The organism is Lentimonas sp. CC4 (genome assembly GCF_902728235.1).
Lineage (GTDB): Bacteria > Verrucomicrobiota > Verrucomicrobiia > Opitutales > Coraliomargaritaceae > Lentimonas.
Genome location: NZ_CACVBO010000001.1, coordinates 2,242,108 through 2,265,830, shown reverse-complemented (window position 1 = coordinate 2,265,830; position 23,723 = coordinate 2,242,108). Strand labels below are relative to the sequence as shown.

The following is a 23,723-nucleotide window of genomic DNA, read 5'->3' as shown; positions in this document are numbered from 1 at the left end:
CGGTCACCGAACCAAGACAATGTGGTTATCGCGCTTGCGCGTATATGCAGAGCCCAAGCCAGTCACCACAAACACCACTCCGACGCAGGGCAGCCGCAAGCGGCGTCACCACACACCTCACTTTAATTCACTCTAATACACCCCATGAACCATCGCTAACCCTCTAATACTGCAAAACGACTACACCCACCATATCCAATGATAAACAAACTCTTACACCCCCTACTCGGACTCGCCCTCATCGGCTCGGCTCTCTTCGCGGATCCGATCACAATCCAACTTGCCGATTCGGTCAAATTCCCCGGTATGCTGGTCGGTCAAAATACGAATAAGCGGGTTAATTCTCAGAACGATTACTCGGATCCTGAAAGCGTTAAAGAATACAGAAGCCTATCCTCAAACACCCTGCGCTACCCCGGAGGCACAGTCTCGCAATTTTTCGATTGGGAAACCGAGTTCACTTACTTCAACAATCAGAAGAACTCTGGCAAGCTGGCCATCAATGACTTCCTGACACTCTGCGACCTCATGGCTGGTGAACCAAACGACAATGCGCGCGTCGAGCCCCTACTCGTCTTTAACCTCTATTCATGTAAAAGCGAATCGGTTACCGTCGGCACCGAGGAAGGTCGTAGAGCCGTCATCGAAAATGCTGTCCGTTGGTTCGAATACATCAACGGCCCGTCCGATGAGACGATGGAAGTCAACGGCCAGACGAAGCACAAACTCAATGCCCAAGTAAAGCTCTGGGAATTCGGCAACGAACTCACATGGCGTCGCCGCTATCCCGACTACAATCACAACGATACAGACAAAGATGGCATCTACGAAGGCGCGATCGTCTATAATGAAATCGCTTCCGAGGTCGCGCGTCGCGTGCGTGCACGCCAACACGAGATCAACCCAGATGTGCAACTTTACTTCATCGCTAACGGAGCCTCACAAAAGAACCTATACGAAGCCAAAGACAATTTAAAGAAAGCCACCTCGCCCTACGTCCAATGGAACCCTGCACTGAAAGATCAGACATGGTATCAAGGCATCTCTGAACATTCATACATACGCGCCATCAAAGATACTCCCGAAAAGGAGATCGCATGGGCCTTCAGCGCAAATTACGGCTACCATTATTATATTGAATCGTTTCAAGAACAATACCTCGGCCGTGCCGTTCCCGTCTGGCACACCGAGTGGCACGATCTCGCACTACCCAACAATCAGTCGAAACTCCAAAACAAACTCGCAAATGCGATCGCGAATGTCGACTTCGCGCTCAACATGACCACCCGCCCAGGCATGAACCCAGGGCTTTACGTTCATCAGATGTGGGAGACCTATGCAGGTATGGTCGAATACAAAGATAAAGGCAAAGGCTCAATCTACCGGCTCCCCGCAGGCTATGCCGCAGAAGGCTATCAAACCCTAATCAACTACGCCACAGATCGATTTCAAGAAACACTTATCGGCGCTGGAACTTTCACTGGCTCCAAACAATATAGTGTGCTGCAAATCCCCAACTTAAACGTCAAAGCGTTTCGCCACAACAACGGTAATGTCGCCATCGGAGTCGTCAATAAAACTGGCGAGCACCAAACCGTCCAATTCGAACCAAACTCACCCGCATTGGGCTCTGGCATCCAATGGCTACTAACCGCCCCTTCCTTAGAATCGGGCAACGATGACAATACCCTCGAAGTAAAACCAATAGCATCGAACACCACGATCAAAGCCAACACACCAATCACCCTCCCCCCCTATAGCTATACACTCTACATCATCGGAGAAGGCAGCTACCCATCAGAATTCAGAAACAATAACGGACTTCTTGATTAATATGCCTAGTTGATCTTATTAATTGTTATTTAAGTTTTAATTCTTTTTTGTTTGCATTCATCCCAAAGGAAGGCGAGTAGTTCTACCCTACAAAAGAGCACACTCTTCCCCCCGTGCCCGACTCCCAAATATGAATAGATTCAGCAAACACCTAATAGTTGGCCTGACCGCAGCATTCGCAGCTCACACCTTAGCCACAGCCGAAGCACTTAAAGTATCACTCAATCCAGAGGACTTTCGTCCTGCAGAACGATACATCAACACATACAATTCGAACCTGACACTACCCACACTATTTGTGGATCTGGGTTACGGTAGCGATGTGCTCCGCGAGGCGACTGCTGAGCTCAATGCCACGGGTCTACGTTTCCCAGGAGGAACGATCTCGAACAACTATTTGTGGGAAAAAGACTCCTTTGAGACGCAAGCAGACGATAAAACGAAATGGGCTGCCCGCGTGCTCAAAATGTTCAAGGAGTCTGGTAAGAAGCTGAACATGGAAGCATGGGTGAAGCTGTGTGAGACGAACAACATGATCCCCATGTATTCGCTCAACATCTACCATGAAACACCGGAAAGCACCGTCCGCCTGCTCGATACGATCAAGAGTTACGGTGGAGAGCTCAAACACATCGAGCTCGGCACCGAAGTCTACTGGGATCCGCGCTCACACAACGACGTCGAGGCTTACATCAACTACTGCAAACCGCTCGCTGCAGCCATACGAGCTTACGACCCGACAATCCAGCTCGGCGCCAATTTCGGCCCCTTCAACAAACCAGGCAAATACGAAACTAAATGGAATAAAGCACTCGCCAAAGAAGACTTCTACGATGCCATCGTGCACCACGACTACTACGGCGGGCAAGGCATTGCAGTGGATGCTGGCATCGACAAAAAACTCGATGAAGTGCTCTACCCCGACGGCTTCATGACACACCTCGTCGAGCTCTCTCACAAGCACGACCGCGACGACATGCCTCTCTGGATCACTGAGTGGAACATGGGCACCAAAGGCTTAGCCACATGGAAGGGCACCGGCGCACAGCTGCTTTTTATCGCAGCCGTCATGCATGAGAATATCTGCATCAGTGACGACGCCCCCATCATCACCTACCACCAAATTTACCAAGAACTTTTTGGCACCTTCGAATACAATAAGGAAAGCGGCGAAATCAATTACTTCGCCACCTACTATTTGCTCAAACTCTTCGGCAACTTCTGGGCAGATGCCGAAACCGTCGCGATTCCAAATGAAGCCGCACAAGTTGGGGCTCCACAGCTTGTCTCGATCGTCCGTAAAGCTCACAGCCACGAAGCATTCATCGTCAATCGCGATGCCAAAGAAGCAACGATCAAGCTAGAGCAACTTGCTGGCAAACGCGGCACCATCGAACTGATCACACTCACTGAAGAACAATTAACAGGGCAAATGCCGCGCAACACCGAGCTCGCAGAAGAACTTAGTATCTACGATGTCGGCACACTCGTCATCCCGGCCTACACCGTCGCTCGCGTCATCATACCTAACTAATTTTTAATTAAAAAATATTATGAAACTAAAAACGCTCCTCCTCAGCACAGCCGTGGCTCTGCTCACAGCAATCACTGCAAACGCAGCCGACAACCTGTTCGCGGCACAGCCCGCAGTAAACTTCTGGACACCACCCTATTCCAAGTATCAGCCAAGTTACAATGAAACTGGCGAGCTCAAGGTTGATCTCAACAAAGCCAAAGGCAAAAACATGGCCGTGCTTAAACTCACACCAGACTCAGATCTGGTGCCAGGCAAGCGATACGCGCTCAGCATGTCAGCTAAATCAGAAAGCCGTGTGGCAGTCATCCTCAGCCTACCAGAAGCCAAGGGCGACGGTTCCGTAGACGGCAAAGGCAAACTCAAGCCAATGACCACATGGAATAATCTCAATCCAAAGTGGAAAATGATCGAAGCTAAATTCACCTTCGACCCCGAACTGAGTGACGGCACCTTCCCATTGCTTGTCATCGAGAAACAACTCCAAAAAGGCGGTTCCTTTACCGTTAAGAATTTCAAGTTAGTCGCAATCGACTAATAAGAAAGACCAATCATTTCAGCAAAAAGCGTAGGTTTACACCTACGCTTTTTTTTGTGGAAGATCACACACCAGTAGAACCACAAAGAGTGGCGATGACATCGCTTGCTAATCCTGATTGTAAAAAACCACAGTATTCTCAACTTCAGTCCATATGCAGAAACTAAACAAAGTGACAACGCATACGACATGGCTGCCCGCAACCTGGCTGCACTTCCCCACCTACCAATGCACTCAAGGAAAATGGACCGCAGTGGTGAGCCCTCAACACGGTCGACTAGTTGCATTACTACACCACGATTCGAACCGCAACCTACTTCACTTTGCGCCACACCACACAACTCGTAAAAGCACTTTCGGAATCCCGCACTGGGGAGCCCATGCAGTCTGGCTAGGCCCGCAAGACCGCTGGATATGGCCCCCTTCACGCAACTGGGAATTAAGCCCCGCCAGCCCTACAAGCATACGACGAACACTCGACAGTATTCAATTTACACTGGAATCCCCCGAAAGCGATCGCCCATCGATAACACGAACCTACCGCTGGCACCCAAAACAAGGCCTAGAGTGCACGATCACATGGCAACAGACCGATGCGTCCTGGTTTGCGATACAAATCTTCGCAGTGCGTGCCGACACCCTGGTTCAAGTTGAAGCACAACCTACCACGACCAACAGCACCGTCTTCTTTGGCCCCGACAACATGGGAATCTCAGGACTGCTAATCCCACACGAACGAGGCGGCACTTTAAAGTGGCACCACCACAAATCCAAAATCGGCATGGCCCCGACCACGATCCGCACAAGCAACAGCGAAGGCCACGGCATTACGATCTCACCTGACTCACAGGCACTCACCGCAAGTGAGATTCCAGATTTAGGCCACATGACGCAGATCTACACCAGCCCCGACTACAAAGACGAAAGCTACTTCGAGCTAGAGCAACTCTCCCCAATTCACATCAACGAAGGCGGCCTATGCCAATCGACCGTCTACTTGCAACCAGTGCAGTAGAACTGATCGCTTAAAACGTAGGGGCTTTGCTCGCGAAGAGCGCACACGTGCAAATGGTCAATATCGCGAACAGTGAATAGGAAGTCATTGGTGGTTAAAAATCGATTACTTACGTTTGGTAGGCCTCAGTGCTGCCGCGGGCTTCGCAAGCAAAGCCCCTACCCACGAAGGGCGATCAGATACAGTGCTCTGCGGTTGGATCAGCAACGCGTTCAGTGGATCACAAATAACAAGTCGGACATTCGGTTGTTTCATAATTCTCCCGTAGGGGCTTTGCTTGCGAAGACCGCGCACGTGCAAATGCCATAGATCGCGAGAAATGCATTGGAGTCTTTGGCGTTGAATAATCACTTACTTACGTCCGCGAGAGCTCAGTGCTGCCGCGGGCTTCGCAAGCAAATGCCCCTACCCACGAAGGGCGATCAGATACAGTGCTCTGCGGTTGGATCAGCAACGCGTTCAGTGGATCACAAATAACAAGTCGGACATTCGGTTGTTTCATAATTCTCCCGTAGGGGCTTTGCTTGCGAAGACCGCGCACGTGCAAATGCCATAGATCGCGAGAAATGCATTGGAGTCTTTGGCGTTGAATAATCACTTACTTACGTCCGCGAGAGCTTAGAGCTGTCGCGGTCTTCGCAAGCAAAGCCCCTACCAAACATCGCCAAGCTTCACAAACTTCGGCATGCCCTTGGTGGTCTCACCGATCAGCAACGGATCACGCTGCGCTCCGATCAAGGCACGCACTGCGGCATCATCACGCTTAGCTTGTGGCAACAGCAAGATCTCAAAACAATGCTCGCCTTGATCCGTCACCTTAAAGTCCTCAGTCACCTCTGGCTCATACGGTTCGTGGTGCGCATAATACGCACTGCGCAGCAAAGTTGCGCGCATATCACCATCCGTCCTCACATCACCAGAAAACACCGACGCACTCACTATATTCAAACGCGCACCGTCCGCTTGCTCTCCGACCGACATCAAGTCCTGCAGCGGATACTCTTTACCGTCCAATGCACGCTCGATGAATGCACCCGGGCAACCATCCAGACGCGATGTCACTGCAAAACCGGGACTCGCAACTAGCTTTAAAATCTTATGCGTTTCCGCCCAATAGACCCGCAACGACAGACGCACACTGCCGTCCACGGCATTCACCGAGACCTTCACTGTCGCGCGCGAATGCCCGAAGCGGAACTGCCCCATATACCCGGCGCGCAACGGGCCCTGCTCGAACGCGACCCAATCACCTTCGATCTCAAAGTCGCCCACATGCGGCTCTTCGTAGCCGACCACTTTATGCGACCAAGTATCCGTGGTATCCGTCAATACCGACAGCCGCAGTCCACTTGCGCTTAGGTAGTCTTTGCCATCCAGCACCAATGCCTCGATCCCCGTGTTCCCGAGACGCACCTGCAAGCCCTCACGCGTGAGCTGATTCGCCTCAGCCGCAACAATACTCGGCACCGTCGCTGGATCACGCTCACGCACGATAAATAGATGCTTCGAACTGCGCCCTGTGATCTTGACAGGAAACAACAGACGAAACAGCCGGAAGCCCGCCGCCTGTTGCACAAACTGCACCGGCACGTCTTGCCCGTCCTCATCCACCAGACAAATACGGTCACTCATCGTCTTATCCCACCAGTAGTAACCGATCCACGGCTCGAACTCGACCAATCCATCAAAGTCGGCCTCGCCGGTATTCACAATTACAATACGCTGCCGCTCATCCGCGGGTTGCTGCGCAATGAAGGCACGAAAGCGCCCATTCACTAGATCGCGAAAGCCCGTCGCGGCATAGCCGATCTCGTCCAATGCCTCCTCACACGCCGCTGGAATCGACGTGCCGGGCAAGATGTCGTGAAACTGATTAAACAATAACTTCTTCCACGCGCGATCATACTGCACACGCTCCTCATCATCCCACGGCACAGCACCCAGCACTTGCCGCAGTCCATCGGCCTGCAAGGCAAGTTGCTCTGCTTCGCGCGCCTTGACTTTAATATCGCGCACCACCGAGTAGCAGCCCACGGCATGGTGCTGCAGCTCCCCCTTGATCACCGGCGGCTCAAAATCACCCGCCGCAACCGCTTGTTCAATACAGCGGAAATACGCCAATGGATCGCTCATACGCAGCTCCACATCGGCTGAAAAAACCCGATGATCCAATACCCATTGCACTTCCGCACGCGAAGGCCCACCACCATGATCGCCCAGCCCGAAGAAGCAGATCGCATGACCTAAGTCACGATCCGCACGTTCAATCGCCCATTCAATATTGGCCTGCACCGTGTGTTGCGGATTGCTCTGATAAATACCGATGCGCACCGACAGAATCGACTCGCCACTCGGCGATTCCCAACGAAACGGCACATGCGGCAGATTCATCTCTTCCTCACCAGGCCGCATAAAAATATAATACTCCAAGCCCCCTGCCTTCAAAAAGTCTGGCAGGGTCGCGGTATGTCCAAAGCTATCAACATTATAACCCACGATCGGATGTATACCAAAGTGCTCCTGAATAAAGGCATGGCCAATTTCACCCTGTTTTACCAACGACTGCGGCAGCGGCAGATTACAATCCGACTGCACCCACCAACCATTCGCCACATGTAGCCGGCGTGATGCCACATGCACCTTCACACGCTCAAACAACGCAGGATCGGCACGCCGCACCACATCATACACCCAAGCCTCACCACGCGTCAGCACCAGCTCCGGTAAATCATCCAACAGATCACACGCCGTGCGCATAGTAGAGATCGCTTCGTCCATGCCCTGCGAAAGTCCCCACAGCCAAACAGGATCAAAGTGGGAATTCGCGACCATATGTATAACAAGTTTCTTTTTCATAATTTCTTCGTAGGGGCTTTGCTCGCGAAGACCGCACATGTGCAAATGGTCAATATCGCGAATAGTGAATGGGAAGTCTTTGGTGGTTAATAATCGGTTACTTACGTTTGCGAGGGCTCAGTGCTGTCGCGGTCTTCGCAAGCAAAGCCCCTACCCACCACTTGACCTTTCTTTTGCTTCGGTAACCAGTGCCACATCACATCCTTCACATCTGGATAGTGACGCCATGGCCGCACGCTCATGTCTTGCACGCTGCCGAGTATCAATTGTCGATCCGCAATGCTCTGCTGGATCTCTGCATCAAACGACGCATAATCATAACCATCCGTCACCTCCGCATGCAGTCGCTTCACTGCAGACGCATAGCGCGACTCCGCAATGACATTACAATTCTCCTCGGGGTCACTACTCAGATCAAACAACATATCACGCCCCGACTCCTTCGGGAAATGCACATATTTCAATCGCTCTGAAACCACCGCGCGAAACGGCGTGCAAACCGACTCACCATAATACTCAGTGATCAACGGACGCTCCGCCACTGTAGCCGCCCCCTCTGTGAGCAAGGGCAACAAACTCGCACCTGCGAGGCGATCACTAGGCCATTCACTGCCTGCCCAATCCGCAAAAGTCGGAAACAGATCCACCAGCGATACCGCTTGCGACACACGTGCCGGCTGCTGCGCACCTGGAATCGAAACCACCAGCGGCACACGTGTGGATGCTTCAAAGAAAGTGCGCTTTTCGAATAAGCCCTTCTGCCCCATCATCTCGCCATGGTCACTGATAAAAATCACGATCGTATCGTCAGCCAGCTCCTCACGCTCCAGTGCCGCCCGCAACTCACCAAGCTTATCATCGATGTAAGTATACTGGGCATAGTAGCTCCGCACCACTTCACGCAGCTTAGCTTCGTCCGGCTTATACAGTCCGAAATCATGCGCCAAATACGCATTGTAAAAGTCCAAACTCGCTTCGATATCCTCAGGAATTTCAGGTAGCGGAATATCCACGCCCTCATAGAGGTCGTAATAACGCTTAGGCGCCATAAACGGCGAATGGGGATTCGTATAGGACACCGTCAATAGAAACGGATCACTCTCACGCCCGAGTTTACGTATACGCTTCAAGGCCTGAAAATGCGCCTCTTCATCGTATTGAATCTGCGTATTCCAATCACTTACGCCGACTTCATCATATAGCGCACGACCATAGGCCTGATGTGATTCTGGATCGACACCCCAGCCCTTCGGTGTGCATAGAAAATCCTCAGGATACACATCTTGCATCAACCGCTCCTGAAAACCGTGCAGTTGATCTGCGCCGATAAAATGCATCTTCCCCGATAGAATCGTGCGATATCCCTCGCGATTTAACATATGGGCAAACGTCGGAATTTCGCTGCTAAACTCGCTACCATTATCATACGCGCAGCGCATATCAAAAATGGTGCGGCCCGTCATCATACTCGCTCGCGACGGCGTGCACAGCGGACTATTACAATACGCATGCTCAAACACCGTGCCCTCTTCGGCCAACCGGTCAAGTTGCGGCATCACCGCCACCTTATCGCCATAAGCAGAGGCCAACAACGGATTCATTTGATCACAGATAACAAGTAACACATTTGGTTTTTTCATAATTCTTTTGTAGGGGCTTTGCTCGCGAAGACCGCACATGTTCAAATGGTCAAATCGCGAATAGTGAATAGGAGGTCATTGGTGGTTAAAAAAGCGGTTGCTTACGTTTGATAGGTCTCAGTGCTGTCGCGGTCTTCGCAAGCAAAGCCCGCGCTCGTGCAAATGGTCAATATCGCGAACAGTGAATAGGAAGTCATTGGGGGTTAAAAAGCGGTTGCTTACGTTTGATAGGCCTCAGTGCTGTCGGGGTCTTCGCAAGCAAAGCCCCTACCCACGAAGGGCGATCAGACACAGCGCTCTGCGGTTGGATCAGCAACGCGTTCACTGGATCACAAATAACAAGTCGGACATTCAGTTGTTTCATCATTCTCCCGTAGGGGCTTTGCTCGCGAAGACCGCACATGTGCAAATGGTCAAATCGCGAATAGTGAACAGGAAGTCATTGGTGGTTTAAAAAGCGGTTGCTTACGTTTGATAGGTCTCAGTGCTGTCGCGGCCTTCGCAAGCAAAGCCCCTTACAAAATCGACCTTCACAGCGATCCTCCATTCAATCCATACAGCGCGATCGCCAATGCTGCCAAGTCACCGATGCGCTCGCCCAGCTCTGCTGGCATGATTTCGCACGCTGCGACATTCGCCGCTAATCCTTCGCGTTCCAATGCGGCTTCCATCTCAGCGCGTATCCACTGCTCCGCACGTGGAAAAATACCTCCGATGACAATACGTTCCGGATTGAGCACATCGACTAACATCGCCGTGCCTTTGCCTAAATATTCGCCAAACGTCGTAAACCATTCCAGCGCCCGCGCATCCCCTTGCACCGCCAAAGCCCCCGCCTCTTTCGCCGACATCCCAGCATATTGCGCAAACCCACCGCCACTGCACCAGCCCTCAAACGAGCCCGATTTGTGAAAGCCGATCGGGCCATCGGCACTCAACCGCACATGCCCGACTTCGCCCGCCATACCACATGCCCCTTCGAGCACGCGACCATGCACCACGATTCCGGCGCCCATCCCAGTGCCGCAGGTCAGGAAGATATAATTTAAACAACCGCGCCCCGCACCAAACAGCCCTTCCGCCAACGCGCCCGCATTGCCATCGTTCATCAAATACGCAGGCAAGTCCGTCGCTTCCTGTAAGTGGCGCACAATTTCGACGCGCTCCCAATCTGGTAAATTTGGTGGGCTCAAAATCAAACCAGCCTGGGAGTCCATTGGTGAGCCGCAAGAAATGCCCACCGCCTTTAGCTCATCGCCATAGGTTTCCGCTAAGCGCTTCGCAGTCGCCACGATCCACGTCACCGTTGCTTCGCAATCCGTCGTCGGCACCACCTCGCGCACGAGCACTTCACCCGCATCGCTGCCCACGCAGACCGCGCACTTGGTGCCGCCAATATCAACGCCGAGATACATCGTTGTTTGCTTCTCACGCATGACCCAACTCTGCCTCCACCAGATCACACAATGTATGTAGCAGCAGCAGATGCGCCTCTTGCACACGTGCCGTCTCAAAATGCGGCACGCAGATTGTGCAGTCCGCTTCATTCATACAAAAACCGCCATCCTTACCGAGGAATGCGATCGTCTTCATCCCCTGCGCTTTCGCCTGACGCAGTGCCAACAGGATATTCTGCGACTGCCCACTGGAGGTAAACACGATCAAGCAATCGCCCTTACGCCCATAGGCCTCGACTTGCCGCTCAAACACTTGCTCGAAGCTGTAATCATTGCCGATCGCCGTCAAATCCCCGCCATTCGTGTTTAAGCAAATCGCACCGTAAGCCTTGCGATCCTTCTTATAGCGAACGACTAGCTCTGTCGTCAGATGCCCTGCTTCCGAAGAGCTGCCGCCGTTCCCGCAAGCCAGCATACGACCATCCAATCGCAACGATTCGGCCACGATAACCGCCGCCGTTTCAATTTGCGTCGAGAACGCGTTCATTTGTTGCAGCAGCTCAATCGCCTCCGCCGTATTTTGTTCTAATCGATTTGTCATAAGTGCTTCCTGTTTAAACTTTAGCTTTTCAGTTTTCAGTGTTTCCAAGTTTCCGTTTTTCAGCGTTTCCGCTTTCCAAGTTTCCGCCCCAACCCGACAAGCTCCCCTGGGAACAGCTGCATACGCGCGCGCCACTGATATGGCTCGGTGCTTTGTGCGCGCAAACTCTCCATCGCCGCCTGCGCCATCGCCTCAAACGGCTGCCTCAACGCCCACAGCGTATGTCCTTCCATGCTTGGCAAATAGTCATAACTCGCGACCACCACATCTGTCCGTCCGAGTTGCTCCACTGCACGCGCAGTCGCCAACCCTAAACCACCATGTGAGCAGACAATCCCGCGCAACTTCGAATCATCCTTCAGTTGCTGCCTTAGCGTCGCCAACACGGCCGCATCGCGCTCAGCATCATCAGCATAGCGCGGCAACTCTTGCACCGAACCCAGCCCACCAAGCCGCTGCTCGAAGGCATCCTGACGCGCATGCGCACTCGGTAACGCCGTATCATGGCCCAACATCAAATACGAATGCCCCACTCCGATCTCGGCCTCAATCGCCTTTACAAACGCATCCATCCCCTGCACCGCGTCCAACGCCACGACATCCGCCGCAGCGGTTGGATGTGGCTGGTCTAATACAACCATGTTCATTCCAACCGCGCGCATACGATTAAGTAAACTCCAGTCCTGCTGATGCACATGCGGCCACAACACAACATGCCTCACTCCGCGATCTAACAAATTCAAATATAAATCTGAATCCTCAAGCAAGTGCCCCTTCGTGTCATACTTGCTCAACAAGACCGCTGATTGCTCCGCAACGAGATCATCCATTTTCTCCACCATCGATGCATAGTAAAAAGGATCCGTAACTGGCGCGACCATCACCACCATATCCAAATCGCACCCAAAGCCACCGGCACGCTCCATCACTACCGTCCCGCGCCCAGCGGTCGAACTAAGCACACCTTCACGCTTTAAAGCATCCAATGCCTTACGCACCGTCACTCGACTCGCATCAAACAACTGCATCAAAGCCGCCTCAGTCGGAATCTCCTGCCCCACTGGCAGACGCCCATCCAAAATCTGGCGAAGTAGTTCCCGATAAATCGATTGATATAGATTCACAGCCATACGCCCAAGCTCGAACACCGTAACACTGAAGTCAAATTAAATGTATTGCATAGTAATACATTTAATTTGACGAATCGCCCGCGCACCACCGCACACCACAGGCATCGCATTATACATATCCATAAATGTGTGTTTTATATTGTAATAACCCCAAAAATTACGCTACATTTACATATACGACGCAAACACACCGCTAAGCGTCACACATACGACTGCTACTTTTTATTCTAAAGAGTAAACACTAGACGCGACCAGCGCCCCGACCAGAAACACTTTCCAATGGATCCACTCACACACCCCTCTCACGTTTTTTACCGTATCCACAAACAATTGGTGCGCCTTAACAACGAATTCTACAGCCTCGCTCATCGCCCGAAGGTGCATTGCCACTATCAAGGCGAAGCACGCATCTCACTCGATGAAGCGCGCGCCTTGCCCTCCGAGGAATGGACCGGCCCGCGTAACTGGGGGCAGCTCTGGGATCAAGCATGGTTCCGCCTCGAAGTGCCCGCCACTAGCGGCGGCCTGTTTCTCCATTGGCCTGACCAGGCCGAAGCCATCGCATGGATTGATGGTAAAGTCGCCTTCGGCTTCGACCCTGCACACCGCTACTTCGAGTTACCAACCACTGTCTCCGAAATTTGGATACAAGCGCGTTGCGTGCAAAGCGCCATCTGGCACCCAGATGCCAGCGGACTCGACGGTCACGGCAGTCGCTTCATGCCGCCTGCCCTCTGCCAGCGCGACACACTCACGTGGAAGCTCTACCACGACCTACGTGTGCTGCACGACCGCATTCGTTGCCGCTACACGAAGCAAGAAACTCCCAATTCCAATTTCAACAAAGACAGTGGCGTCATCCCCGATTATACCAATATCGAAGCAGTCGACCGCATCTTACTCGGCCGTCTCGCCACTGTCGCCGACACCATCGATAGCGACGATCTCGAAACTGCATCGGCTCAACTCGACGCAATCTATCAAACATTCGAAGGCGCAGACAAACACTTCCAAGCCATTCGCACCGGCCACTGCCACATCGATCTCGTCTGGCTCTGGCCTGAGCACATCGGCATCGAAAAAGCGGTTCATTCGTTTGCCAATGTCGATTACCTCATGGAGCGCTACCCTGAATTACAATTCGGCTACTCGCAACCTGCCAGCTACGATGCGGTCGAAGCGGCAGCGCCGGAGCTATCGGAACGCGTCGCACAACGCATCTCCGAAGGTCGCTGGGAAGCCCTCGGCGCGCTCTGGGTTGAGTCCGACACACACATACCCTGCGGCGAAGCACTCTCACGCGCCTTTGCCATCGGCCAAGACTGGTTCCGCAGCAAACTCGGCGCTCCTTCCGAGATCCTCTGGCTTCCTGACACTTTTGGCCTCTCCGGCAGCTTACCTTCCATCGCCGCGCAGCATGGCCTGCGCTACTTCTTCGGCAACAAGCCGACTTGGAACCGCTTTAATACCTTCCAGCGCACCTCCTTCCGCTGGCAAGGCCCCGACGGCAACGAACTGATCACCCACATCGCTCCGGAAAACATCCAAAGCTACAACGGCTACGGCGATGTGCGCGAGCTGACCGAAAATGCGATCCGCCATCAGGATGCCCATGTGCACCCCGAAGTGCTCCTGCCCACTGGCTTCGGCGACGGCGGCGGCGGTCCCACTGCGGAAATGTGCGAATACGCCCGCCGCACCGAAAACCTCCATGGTCTGCCTGCCAACAAGTGGGATCGACTCAGCAATTTCTTCGACCGCCTCGGCGCGCGAAAGGACGACCTCGAAGCCCACAAGGGCGAACTATACCTCGAAGCACACCGCGGCGTTGCTACGACAAACCGGAAGCTCAAGCTCGCCTATCGCCAAGCCGAAACTGGCTTGCAACTTTGGGAAGCCACGCGCGTTCTACAAGGCGGTGCACCCGTGCCAACCGCCCCATGGAAGCGCGTCAGCTTTGCTCAATTCCACGACTGCGTGACCGGCGCAGCTGTCTTTGAAGTGACCGATGCTTTTGTCGACGAGATGAGTGCCATCAGCCAAGATGCCCGCAGTAACGCAGCCACCGAACTCACAGGCGACTCGAGCAACTGGCTCAACCCGCTGCCGATTGAGCAACGTATCACTATTACGGATACTGACGGCAGCCTCAACACAGTCACACTGCCGCCACTCTCCGTGAGTGATCCCGCGCAGCTATCATGTGTGACCGCAACAGCCACACTGGCCGATGCCGACACACTCAGTCTCAGCAACAACCAACTACAAGCACAGTTCAATCGTAAGGGCGAAATCAGCTCATTACAAATCAATGGATCTAACATAGAGATGCTCGAACCGCTCGCACAGCTACAAAGCGCAGTGGATCGCAACCCGCAGTTCCCTGCGTGGGATATCGATGAAGCACCGATCCGCACCATGGCCGGCCACGCCGACGAAGCGCAGACGATTAGCGCCACGATCGATGAGAACGGCACCGCCAGCCTCACCTTTGAGCGCACCATCGAAGCGCTCGGCAGCTTCACGATTTGCTACACACTGAGCCCCGAAGCGCACGACCTGCACCTGCGCATCGACATGGACTTCAAGGCCGAACGCCGCCTGCTCAAGCTGCAGTTCCCGACCAATTACCAAGGCCGCTACGCACGCTTCGGCAGCGCCTTCGGCAGCACACAACGCCCACAGATCAAGACCTCCATCATCGACTATCCACAATGGGAAGTGCCCGGCAGCCGCTGGGCAACCGTCTCCGACGATAGTCAACATCAAGGCCTCTCCGTCATCACCGATGCCTGCTACGGCTTTTCTTGCGATCATGGCAACCTCGGCGTCAGCCTGCTACATACCGTGGCCTACACCGGCGAAGAAACACACCTCGGCCCCGTCACCAAGAGCCTACGCCGCAACACTGAGCGACCACACTTCATCGATCTCGGCAAATCCAGCTTTGAGCTGCGCATCGGACACTACCATGCCGATTTACCACGCGCACAGCAGCCCGCGGCCGTCGCCGAGCGCCTACTGCAGCCCGCAATCCCATGCAGCGCAGACGTCACTCATGCCGGGCTCCTCGCCATCGAAGGTGGCGACTCACTCATCCCACACTGGTCTGTGCCCAACGCCGACGGCAGCTGGACACTACGCCTCCACGAAACACTCGGCCGCTCAGGCAGCGCACGACTTAAACTCGCTGAAGGATGGACGATTGAAAAGACCAACCTCGCAGGCGAGACCAACGAAGCAGTGAACGCCGAATCCGTCGCCTTTGAAGCCTTCGAAATCATGAGCCTGCGCCTAATCACACACACCAGGTAGGGCGCGTGCAAACGAACACGCCTACCAAAATACGCCCCCTGGCATTGCGGCGACGTTGAGCAAGCGCAAGCCCGGCCCAACGCAGAAAGGCCTTTAACCTTAAAAGAGTAGTTAGACGGAGGTCTGCCGCAGATGGCGAAGCAAGTTAGGAGGAAGGAGTTAGAAGCTGAGCATCAGTGTTTTATGGCGTCTTAGACGCTCGCCAAATGGCTTCGCCCTTCGGTTGAGTGTCGCTGCGCTCGGAGGGCGGCTATAGGAGAATCTACAAAGGCTTCATAATCAAAGACTAACTTCTGACTCCTAACTTCTAACTCCTGAATCTAGGTTTAACGCGACTCGACTGATACCCCGGGCCAGTCATCTGTGCGGAATGGGGTGACTGGCAGCCCATTACGATCCTGCAAATTAGCAACTGGATTATCCGCCCAGGCATAACGAACCGCAACGGGATCCGTCACACGATCAGACCAAACCTTCACCTGATGCGTGCCGATCACTGTAGCATGAGCAGGCACAAACACACGATCCGCACCAGCAATAGTAAACCCAGCAACTTCCTGAGTATCATATGCTCGCAGGCCTTCCACGCTCGTATTCTTAAAGCTCACCATCAGCCCCTCAGCATCAGGCAGCATAGATGCATAGCGTGGATTCTGATAGGCCACCTCGTATTCATAGTCCCTAGCCAACGCGATGCGTGCCAAACGATTTGCCACCGTTAACTTATTACGCGGGTGTATATCCTTCCCCTCGCCCTGATCAATAATCACCACTTGCCCTGTATTCGGCAAAGCAAGCGCCATCGTCTGCGCCTCGCGCAGTTCGGCCCAGTAACTCTCACTCGGCATAGTGACCTCTTCTTTAAAGTCAGCCAACTGCACCCAATAAAATGGAAAGTCGCCTTGCCCCCACAAATCACGCCAAGTCTGAATCACCAGCGGAAAGAGGTCACGATATTGATAGCCACGCCCACTGTTCGACTCACCCTGATACCAAATAACGCCACGCATGCCATAGCCTTGGATAGGATGCAGCATGCCATTGTAAGCATTCGCAGGCCGATGATTACCTGTGCGCGGATCATTCACCCAAGGAACTTTCGGGTCAGGACGCCCTGCTGCCACCCATGCCCGATGCTGCGCTAGGCGCTCCTCATGTATTGCATCGCTATATGCAGATACCTTTGCCTCAGCGCGTTCGATCAAATCAGCATAATCACCGCTCGCCTCTAAGCGATCGCGCGGAATCCATGTCTCCGCAGTCGAACCACCCCACGAGCAATCAATCAAACCGACTGGCACACCTAAAGTCTGCTGCAGGCGCAAGCCATAGTAATAGCCAATTGCCGAGAAATCACTTGCGACACCTGGCGAACTAACCGCCCATGCTCCCCCGAAATCATCCTGAGCGGTCGCACGGCCGACAGTCGGCACTGTTATCAAACGCAGCTCGGGCTGATTTGCCGATAATGCATAGAGCTCACCATGATTACTACGCGACAGCGGCCATTTCATATTCGACTGACCAGAACAAATCCACACCTCGCCCACCAAAACATCCTTATAATTTTTCGCAGTATGTTCACCAGCCACCTTTAATTCATACGGCCCTCCAGCAAGCAATGGCTCCAACTCCACGCGCCAGCGACCATCTAAATCTGCTACAGTCGTATGACTCTGTTCTGCGATCGTCACTATGATCGATTCCAACGCATCCGCTTTTCCCCAGACCAGATTCACCTGATCGCGTTGCAACACCATATGATCGCCAAATATATGGGGCAGACTCACCTCTGCACGCGCAACCGCGCAAACCACTAAAAGGAAACATAAAAAACTAAAAATAGACATATTATACATGAAAAGACAACACAGCAGTTAAAATAGAATCGACACGCTTACACGAGTTCGCTGTCATTAGCGATCTATTAATCATACGATGTCGCATATACCATGACCTCATTCAACAGCCTACGTCCCGCTCCCGACCAACGAACTTTCAGCTGCGCATTCGTCGATCAAACCGTTCAAAGAGTTCAGTCCGACATCACCGATCCAGAGCTCGCATGGCTTTTTGGTAATTGCTTTCCCAATACGCTCGATACCACCGTCGACTATACGCACACCGAAGGGCGTGATGACACCTTCGTAATCACAGGCGATATTGATGCGATGTGGCTACGCGACTCGACCGCTCAAGTCTGGCCCTACATGCCATTCATCCAAAATGATACTAAGACCTGCGCAATGGTCAAAGGTCTCGTTAACCGACAAGCACAGTGCGTCCTGAAATCCCCATATGCCAACGCGTTTTACAAAGACCAACAAAAACCAAGCAAATGGGCCAGCGACTCGCCCTCTCCAGTCAACGGTGTGCACGAGTGTAAGTGGGAAATCGACTCACTCTGCTATGTTGTGCGATTGGCTTACGAATATCTCGATCTAACTGGAAACACCACCGTGCTCGATGACGATTGGGATCGAGCGATGCGCCTACTCGTGGCAACCCTGCGCACGGAACAGCGCAAGGACGGCACCACGCCCTACCGCTTCCTCCGCAGTTCAGACCGCATGACTGACGCCCCGGTCTTCGAGGGCACTGGAAATCCACTGCGCCCCGTCGGCCTCATCGCATCCATGTTTCGTCCATCTGATGATGCCACAATCTTGCCGTTTTTGATACCTTCCAATGTATTTGCAGCACTCTCACTTAGGCAGCTCGCTTCCATCTATCGCTACGACTTAGAAGACAATGACTTCGCCAATGAGTGCGCCGTGTTTGCCACAGAAATCGAAGCTGCGGTCACTCAATATGGCATAGTCGATCATTTGCACTTTGGAAAAATCTACGCCTATGAAGTCGACGGCTATGGTAACCGTTTATTTATGGACGATGCCAATGTTCCATCACTCATGTCGCTCGCATACCTCGACCCCGATTTAAGAAAGGATCCGATCTATCAAAACACCCGCCGTTTCTTACTCAGCGAGAACAATCCCTACTTCCTCCGTGGTAGTGCCGCCGAAGGACAAGGCAGTCCACATACCGGCAAAGAAAAAATCTGGCCGATGGGGATCATTCTACGCGCGCTTACCAGCCAAGACGATAATGAGATCCTACACTGCTTAGCGATGCTGCGTAGCACGCACGACCATACTGGCTTTATGCACGAGTCCTTCCACAAAGACGACCCGAGTATCTTTACGCGCAAATGGTTCGCATGGACTAACACCTTATTTGGCGAACTCATCATGCAGCTACATGCCGAACGCCCACACCTATTACAAACCTCTTTCTAACCATGGCTAATACACAGAACGCAACACTCGGCGCAGTCAGCGCAGACGCCCACAAATCTAGCCACGACATCGAGATCGAAGCTGTTGAAATCGCTGGCCGCTGGTCGCTCGAACACGCCCAAGCGTGGTATGCCAGCCAGCCATGGCTCATCGGCTGCAACTACCTGCCCGCCACCGCAATCAACCAGCTTGAGATGTGGCAGGCCGAAACTTACGCCCCTGCAACAATCGACAAGGAACTCGGCTGGGCTGAAAACATCGGTTTCAACACACTGCGTGTCTATTTACACGACCTAGTATGGGCACACGACACTAACGGGCTTTATGATCGGATGGATCACTTCCTTAGCATCTGCCAACACCACAACATCCGTGTCATCTTTGTCTTCTTTGATGACTGCCACCGCCCCTTCCCAGAGATCGGCACGCAACCCACGCCTGTTCATAGCTATCACAATTCAGGATGGATGAATTCCCCCGCCCGCGATGTCGCGATGGCCTACAATGAAGGAACGCTTCCGGCTGCCGATTGCGCACGCCTCAAAGGTTACGTGCAAGACACCATCCAACACTTCAGCCAAGATCCACGCGTCCTCATGTGGGAGCTCTACAACGAACCAGGCCGCGAATTCGAACTTGCCGCACAGAAGGAAGGCGACTGGTTTGGCGATCAAAGCGCGAAGCTACTCCTGCACGCATGGCAATGGGCGCGCGCTGCAGCGCCAAGCCAGCCGATTTGCTCCACAGCCGAAGGCAGCGTCGGCGAGCGCAACATCGCACTCGCGCAGATGAATTCCGACATACAGTCTTTCCACTGCTACGCCGGCCCCGATGAACTCGAACGCCTCTGCACTCAATACACCGAATCCGGGCGCCCAGCCTTATGCACTGAGTATATGGCACGCCCGAACAGCCTTTTTCAACAAGATCTACCCGTGCTCAAAAAGCACAACATCGGTGCAATCAACTGGGGCTTCGTCTCCGGAAAGTCCGCAACAATATGGCCCTGGTCGAGTAAGGATGGCAAAGACATCCGCCGCCCATGGGAGGTGCATCCCGTCCTTGCCGAAGGCGAACCACTCCCTGAGCCCAAGCAATGGTTTCACGACATCTTCCGCAGCGACGGCACCGCCTTCGACGACGCAGAAGTCGCGTTCATCAAGCAGATGACAGGTAAGTAGCTCTGAGAAGTGACACAGACAATCCAGTCTGCCCACCGAACATAAGCCACCCGACCATGCCCCAAAACCTCCTGCTGTTTATTCCCCGAATGAAACGCTATTTGGTTCTCTTACTGGCGAGCGCTTGTTACCTCCCTGCGGACGATGGCACCTTTGGAGATTACCCCATCGTATCACATTTTAAGCGTATTAGCTGGGAGTCGATCGATGAGCTAATGCACCTAGATCAAGTGATCGTCCACACGGCAAAACATCAGAACTATCGTCAGAATGAAGCCTTGGCTCTAGAATTCAAAAGACGAAAACCAGAGGCTCGGGTGCTATTACAATATTATTGGAATGCCTTTCCACGCACCCGTCCAAAGCAAGCCGTATACGCACAGCACGGGGATCACTATTACGATGAAGACTACTACCCCTACCCTGATTTCAATGGCTACTTTTTAGCAACGTATCCGAGAACATTCCATGAAAACATCGCATCCAACGAGGAGACCTTCACCCTCACCTTTGATGCGATTCCGCCACTCTGGAAAAAATACATGCAGCAAGCGGCCGCGCAGAAGCGAGTCCGTAAACCCTACCTAGAAGCACTGGTCTATGCACTCGATGATGCAGGCCACCCCGATTATACACAGTCGGAATTCTTACAGGTGCTGAAGATCGAAATGCATACGAAGCGAGTGACGTTTCGCCGCTTACCTCAAGTAGGGCAACAGGGCTGGCATGCGTATGCAGCAGGCAAGTCGCAACTCGGCTTTCAAACAAAGTTCGCGAAGTATGAAAATCTGTGGGTGCTCAATGGCTCGAAATTCGGCCCGCGTGATCCTAAAACCGGCATGAATGGAGCCGAATATGTAGCGAAGCATTTGGCGGACTATTATCGCAAGTGCATATCAGGACTCGATGGATTCAGCTTCGACGTGCCTACCTTCGCGCCACATGAAGGGACGGACATCAACGCAGATGGCATCGTCGACCACGGCTATATTGACGGGATCAACGCGCACGGCATCGGGATGCGTGACATCTTTGAATATCTGAAGTTCGGCTCCGACTTTGATGCAGGCCTGGGCGAAAATCTACTCATCGTGCAAGATGGCGGATGGATGGGAGACCAGCGTTTCCCAGGACTGATCAACGGTGCGGAGAATGAGGATTTTCCGGGAATACAGCAATGGGATGAGCTGTCGGAGAACATCAACATGCACCTATGGTGGTGTGACCATGCGCAGCCACCTAACATCAGCTTCAACGCAATGCGATTTCCCACTGATGCGTATCACAACCCCGAATACACCAACAAACTCGAATATTTCATGCATAACAATTACGCACGCCTAGGCATGGCTGTGGCGTGTATGGGAAACGGCGTGTGCGTGTATGAAGCATCTAGAGCGTGGATTCCGAAGTCCAACAACGCATGGGATCGGACATTACACATCGCGGATGCGGAAATCGTTGGCGATACGGCAAAGCCCTATGTTTTGGCTAAAAACCAATATCCTTGGGATGAGTATAATGCAGGTTCACTCCAGCGTTACCGCTGGCTTGGCCAACCACTCGAAGACCGAGTGTATCATTCTAACCACCTAGGCGACGAACTGTTGTCCTATGCACACTTCACGAAACTGTCGCCAGAAATAGCAGATACTACCGTAAAGACGATCGATTTCCAAGTGAACCCCGAGCTGTCGGCCTTGTCGTATGATGTAGTGTTTACCGAACTACCCCACAATGCATGGAAAACCTCTTCGCTCACAAAAGGATATGCACGCGCGGCCATGGTGACACTCAAGACGCCAGAAGTCCTTGGTGACGTCAAAAAGGGCGAGGAATTCACCATTCAATATATAGGAAAAGGGCATCCCTATTATGATCGCTTCGGCGAAAAATATCGCGACATCCCCCTGCCAATCGGCTTTCGCCTAGTAGTCAACGGGCAGCCTGGAAAACAGCAATGGGGATTGTTAATACGCAATGGAGACACCACACGGTTAACTTTGACCGCGCCCGCAAGCGGATCAATGCAACTCGAGATCTTAAGCGGAGCCGAACAAGGACATGTCGCCTTGACGCACCTATCACTACGCAAGGGCTGCGCGGAAGTCATGCACCGACGCTTTGAAAATGGCCTTGTGCTCTTAAACACGTCAAAGCACGACAACATCCTTTTTGACATACACTCCATTGATCCGTCACACACGTATCGCCGGATTGAAGGCCTGGTCGATCCAGATTGGAACGACGGTAGCCAAATCGGAAACGAGATCCTGTTACCAGCACGTGAAGCACTGTTTCTCGTAAAAAACGAGCCATAAGCAGTCGGCCCCGTCACGCAAAATCGTCGATATCACGGCCTACGCCAACACCCTTTTCGCTAGAAAAATGAGCTACAGTAGACGAATCAAAAAAACAAAAGCGACTCGCATCCGAAAGGGCAAGATACGCCTAAATTTCTGTGCACGCATTCATGCACCCCCTCGTATCGAAAAAGTTCAATTATCACCAATGGATATTTAATATTGCAATATTTAGCATTTTATGCATCCTTAGCATACATTCAACAAAAGACCACCTCTGCCCCCATGCCAAAAATCCCACATACCCCACCACACACAAAAGGATTCACCCTCATTGAGCTCTTAACGGTGATCGCAATTATCGGAGTGCTCGCGGGCATCTTGATCCCTACAATGGGTAAAGTTCGCCAAAATGCAAAAAACACACGCTGCGTTGCGAATCTCAGACAGATCGGTCCACTCCTCGAGCTTTACAAACAAGACCACAATGGCAGCTACCCTTCTCCCGGCATCAAACAAGGGGATGCTGGATGGAAAATGTGGGACAGCGAAGACTTGGCCAGATACATTGGCAGAGGAAAGAGCCAAATAGAATCCGGAGACGATAATGAAACAGGCACAATCTGGGAATGCCCTGCAGCTGAACACGACCTCATCAACAAGGGGGTCGAGGTGAATAACAACCGCAACGGCTATGGACTCAATAAAGCGTTACCGTCCAATCCAGTTTGGATCGACGGAAAAAAGCAAGGCCCTCACTCTGCCGCCATCGCACCTTTGAAATTCGAATTCCCCGCTCGCACCGCACTCGCGATGGATGCGCAACATGCGATCGCTGGTCCAGCAGGCAATTCGTTTAAAGCCGTAACGGATGCTGCCACACGCCATGGTGGCTCAATCAATGTCCTATTCGCAGATCTAAGCGTGCGCTCCATCTCACAGGAGGAGCTCCCTGATCCTAACAATCCTGAAGGCAGCCTGTTCTGGACCGGACAGAAATAGCCATAAATTACATACAGTATCTGTTACTTTCAACGTGCCTACCATAATCGGAGGCACGTTTTTATTCATACGTAAAACG

The 23,723-nt window shown here is 52.8% G+C and carries 15 protein-coding genes; 9 read left to right on the top strand and 6 right to left on the bottom strand.

Annotated features, from left to right (window positions below):
- Window positions 1–198 precede the first annotated feature (198 nt).
- The 4 genes from GZZ87_RS09870 to GZZ87_RS09855 all read left to right on the top strand — a co-directional run bounded on the left by GZZ87_RS09870 (window position 199) and on the right by GZZ87_RS09855 (window position 4,920).
- Entirely contained in the window at window positions 199–1,833 is a 1,635-nt protein-coding gene (locus tag GZZ87_RS09870) for a hypothetical protein (RefSeq protein ID WP_162028248.1), read from the top strand.
- A gap of 130 nt (window positions 1,834–1,963) precedes the next feature.
- A complete protein-coding gene (locus GZZ87_RS09865; RefSeq protein WP_162028247.1) occupies window positions 1,964–3,367 on the top strand; it encodes a hypothetical protein in 1,404 nt (467 codons plus the stop codon).
- Between the two features lie 19 nt (window positions 3,368–3,386).
- Window positions 3,387–3,905 (top strand): hypothetical protein, encoded by a 519-nt coding sequence (locus GZZ87_RS09860; RefSeq protein ID WP_162028246.1) that lies wholly within the window; start codon window positions 3,387–3,389, stop codon window positions 3,903–3,905.
- A 154-nt stretch (window positions 3,906–4,059) separates the two neighbouring features.
- Window positions 4,060–4,920: a hypothetical protein gene (locus GZZ87_RS09855; protein ID WP_162028245.1), complete on the top strand. Its 861-nt coding sequence runs from the start codon at window positions 4,060–4,062 to the stop codon at window positions 4,918–4,920.
- A 651-nt stretch (window positions 4,921–5,571) separates the two neighbouring features.
- Here the strand turns inward: GZZ87_RS09855 and GZZ87_RS09850 are convergent.
- The 5 genes from GZZ87_RS09850 to GZZ87_RS09830 form a co-directional block, all read right to left on the bottom strand.
- Complete coding sequence (locus tag GZZ87_RS09850; RefSeq protein WP_162028244.1) at window positions 5,572–7,776, bottom strand: glycoside hydrolase family 38 C-terminal domain-containing protein; 2,205 nt, start codon at window positions 7,774–7,776, stop codon at window positions 5,572–5,574.
- Between the two features lie 101 nt (window positions 7,777–7,877).
- Window positions 7,878–9,416: a choline-sulfatase gene (gene betC, locus GZZ87_RS09845; protein ID WP_162028243.1), complete on the bottom strand. Its 1,539-nt coding sequence runs from the start codon at window positions 9,414–9,416 to the stop codon at window positions 7,878–7,880.
- Window positions 9,417–9,946: 530 nt separating this feature from the next.
- Entirely contained in the window at window positions 9,947–10,852 is a 906-nt protein-coding gene (locus tag GZZ87_RS09840; protein ID WP_162028242.1) for an ROK family protein, read from the bottom strand.
- On the bottom strand, window positions 10,845–11,414 hold the full coding sequence (locus tag GZZ87_RS09835; RefSeq protein ID WP_162028241.1) for an SIS domain-containing protein: 570 nt from the start codon (window positions 11,412–11,414) through the stop codon (window positions 10,845–10,847). The genes GZZ87_RS09840 and GZZ87_RS09835 overlap by 8 nt, the downstream gene beginning before the upstream one ends.
- 59 nt (window positions 11,415–11,473) lie before the next feature.
- Entirely contained in the window at window positions 11,474–12,544 is a 1,071-nt protein-coding gene (locus GZZ87_RS09830) for a GntR family transcriptional regulator (RefSeq protein ID WP_162028240.1), read from the bottom strand.
- 279 nt (window positions 12,545–12,823) lie between these two features.
- Between GZZ87_RS09830 and GZZ87_RS09825 the strand changes: the two genes are divergently transcribed.
- The gene (locus GZZ87_RS09825) at window positions 12,824–15,859 is read left to right on the top strand and encodes an alpha-mannosidase (RefSeq protein WP_162028239.1); all 3,036 of its coding nucleotides are present in this window, start codon (window positions 12,824–12,826) and stop codon (window positions 15,857–15,859) included.
- Between the two features lie 326 nt (window positions 15,860–16,185).
- Here the strand turns inward: GZZ87_RS09825 and GZZ87_RS09820 are convergent, their stop codons facing one another.
- Window positions 16,186–17,709 carry a sialate O-acetylesterase gene (locus tag GZZ87_RS09820; RefSeq protein WP_244648219.1) on the bottom strand — a complete coding sequence of 508 codons (1,524 nt, stop codon included), beginning with the start codon at window positions 17,707–17,709 and terminating at the stop codon, window positions 16,186–16,188.
- A 102-nt stretch (window positions 17,710–17,811) separates the two neighbouring features.
- Between GZZ87_RS09820 and GZZ87_RS09815 the strand changes: the two genes are divergently transcribed.
- The 4 genes from GZZ87_RS09815 (at window position 17,812) to GZZ87_RS09800 (ending at window position 23,644) form a co-directional block, all read left to right on the top strand.
- Window positions 17,812–19,158: a glycoside hydrolase family 125 protein gene (locus GZZ87_RS09815; RefSeq protein ID WP_162028237.1), complete on the top strand. Its 1,347-nt coding sequence runs from the start codon at window positions 17,812–17,814 to the stop codon at window positions 19,156–19,158.
- A gap of 2 nt (window positions 19,159–19,160) precedes the next feature.
- The gene (locus GZZ87_RS09810; RefSeq protein ID WP_162028236.1) at window positions 19,161–20,339 is read left to right on the top strand and encodes a 1,4-beta-xylanase; all 1,179 of its coding nucleotides are present in this window, start codon (window positions 19,161–19,163) and stop codon (window positions 20,337–20,339) included.
- Window positions 20,340–20,395: 56 nt separating this feature from the next.
- Window positions 20,396–22,660 (top strand): hypothetical protein, encoded by a 2,265-nt coding sequence (locus GZZ87_RS09805; protein WP_162028235.1) that lies wholly within the window; start codon window positions 20,396–20,398, stop codon window positions 22,658–22,660.
- A 267-nt stretch (window positions 22,661–22,927) separates the two neighbouring features.
- On the top strand, window positions 22,928–23,644 hold the full coding sequence (locus GZZ87_RS09800; RefSeq protein ID WP_162028234.1) for a prepilin-type N-terminal cleavage/methylation domain-containing protein: 717 nt from the start codon (window positions 22,928–22,930) through the stop codon (window positions 23,642–23,644).
- Window positions 23,645–23,723 lie beyond the last annotated feature (79 nt).

What these genes read in the sequence shown, in the direction of transcription:
- GZZ87_RS09835 (WP_162028241.1), bottom strand. Translation starts at nt 11,414, where the DNA reads ATGACAAATCGATTAGAACAAAATACGGCGGAGGCGATTGAGCTGCTG.
- GZZ87_RS09805 (WP_162028235.1), top strand. Translation starts at nt 20,396, where the DNA reads ATGCCCCAAAACCTCCTGCTGTTTATTCCCCGAATGAAACGCTATTTG.
- GZZ87_RS09850 (WP_162028244.1), bottom strand. Translation starts at nt 7,776, where the DNA reads ATGAAAAAGAAACTTGTTATACATATGGTCGCGAATTCCCACTTTGAT.
- GZZ87_RS09810 (WP_162028236.1), top strand. Translation starts at nt 19,161, where the DNA reads ATGGCTAATACACAGAACGCAACACTCGGCGCAGTCAGCGCAGACGCC.
- GZZ87_RS09870 (WP_162028248.1), top strand. Translation starts at nt 199, where the DNA reads ATGATAAACAAACTCTTACACCCCCTACTCGGACTCGCCCTCATCGGC.
- GZZ87_RS09800 (WP_162028234.1), top strand. Translation starts at nt 22,928, where the DNA reads ATGCCAAAAATCCCACATACCCCACCACACACAAAAGGATTCACCCTC.
- GZZ87_RS09820 (WP_244648219.1), bottom strand. Translation starts at nt 17,709, where the DNA reads ATGTCTATTTTTAGTTTTTTATGTTTCCTTTTAGTGGTTTGCGCGGTT.
- GZZ87_RS09855 (WP_162028245.1), top strand. Translation starts at nt 4,060, where the DNA reads ATGCAGAAACTAAACAAAGTGACAACGCATACGACATGGCTGCCCGCA.
- GZZ87_RS09825 (WP_162028239.1), top strand. Translation starts at nt 12,824, where the DNA reads ATGGATCCACTCACACACCCCTCTCACGTTTTTTACCGTATCCACAAA.
- GZZ87_RS09840 (WP_162028242.1), bottom strand. Translation starts at nt 10,852, where the DNA reads ATGCGTGAGAAGCAAACAACGATGTATCTCGGCGTTGATATTGGCGGC.
- betC (WP_162028243.1), bottom strand. Translation starts at nt 9,416, where the DNA reads ATGAAAAAACCAAATGTGTTACTTGTTATCTGTGATCAAATGAATCCG.
- GZZ87_RS09830 (WP_162028240.1), bottom strand. Translation starts at nt 12,544, where the DNA reads ATGGCTGTGAATCTATATCAATCGATTTATCGGGAACTACTTCGCCAG.
- GZZ87_RS09815 (WP_162028237.1), top strand. Translation starts at nt 17,812, where the DNA reads ATGACCTCATTCAACAGCCTACGTCCCGCTCCCGACCAACGAACTTTC.
- GZZ87_RS09860 (WP_162028246.1), top strand. Translation starts at nt 3,387, where the DNA reads ATGAAACTAAAAACGCTCCTCCTCAGCACAGCCGTGGCTCTGCTCACA.
- GZZ87_RS09865 (WP_162028247.1), top strand. Translation starts at nt 1,964, where the DNA reads ATGAATAGATTCAGCAAACACCTAATAGTTGGCCTGACCGCAGCATTC.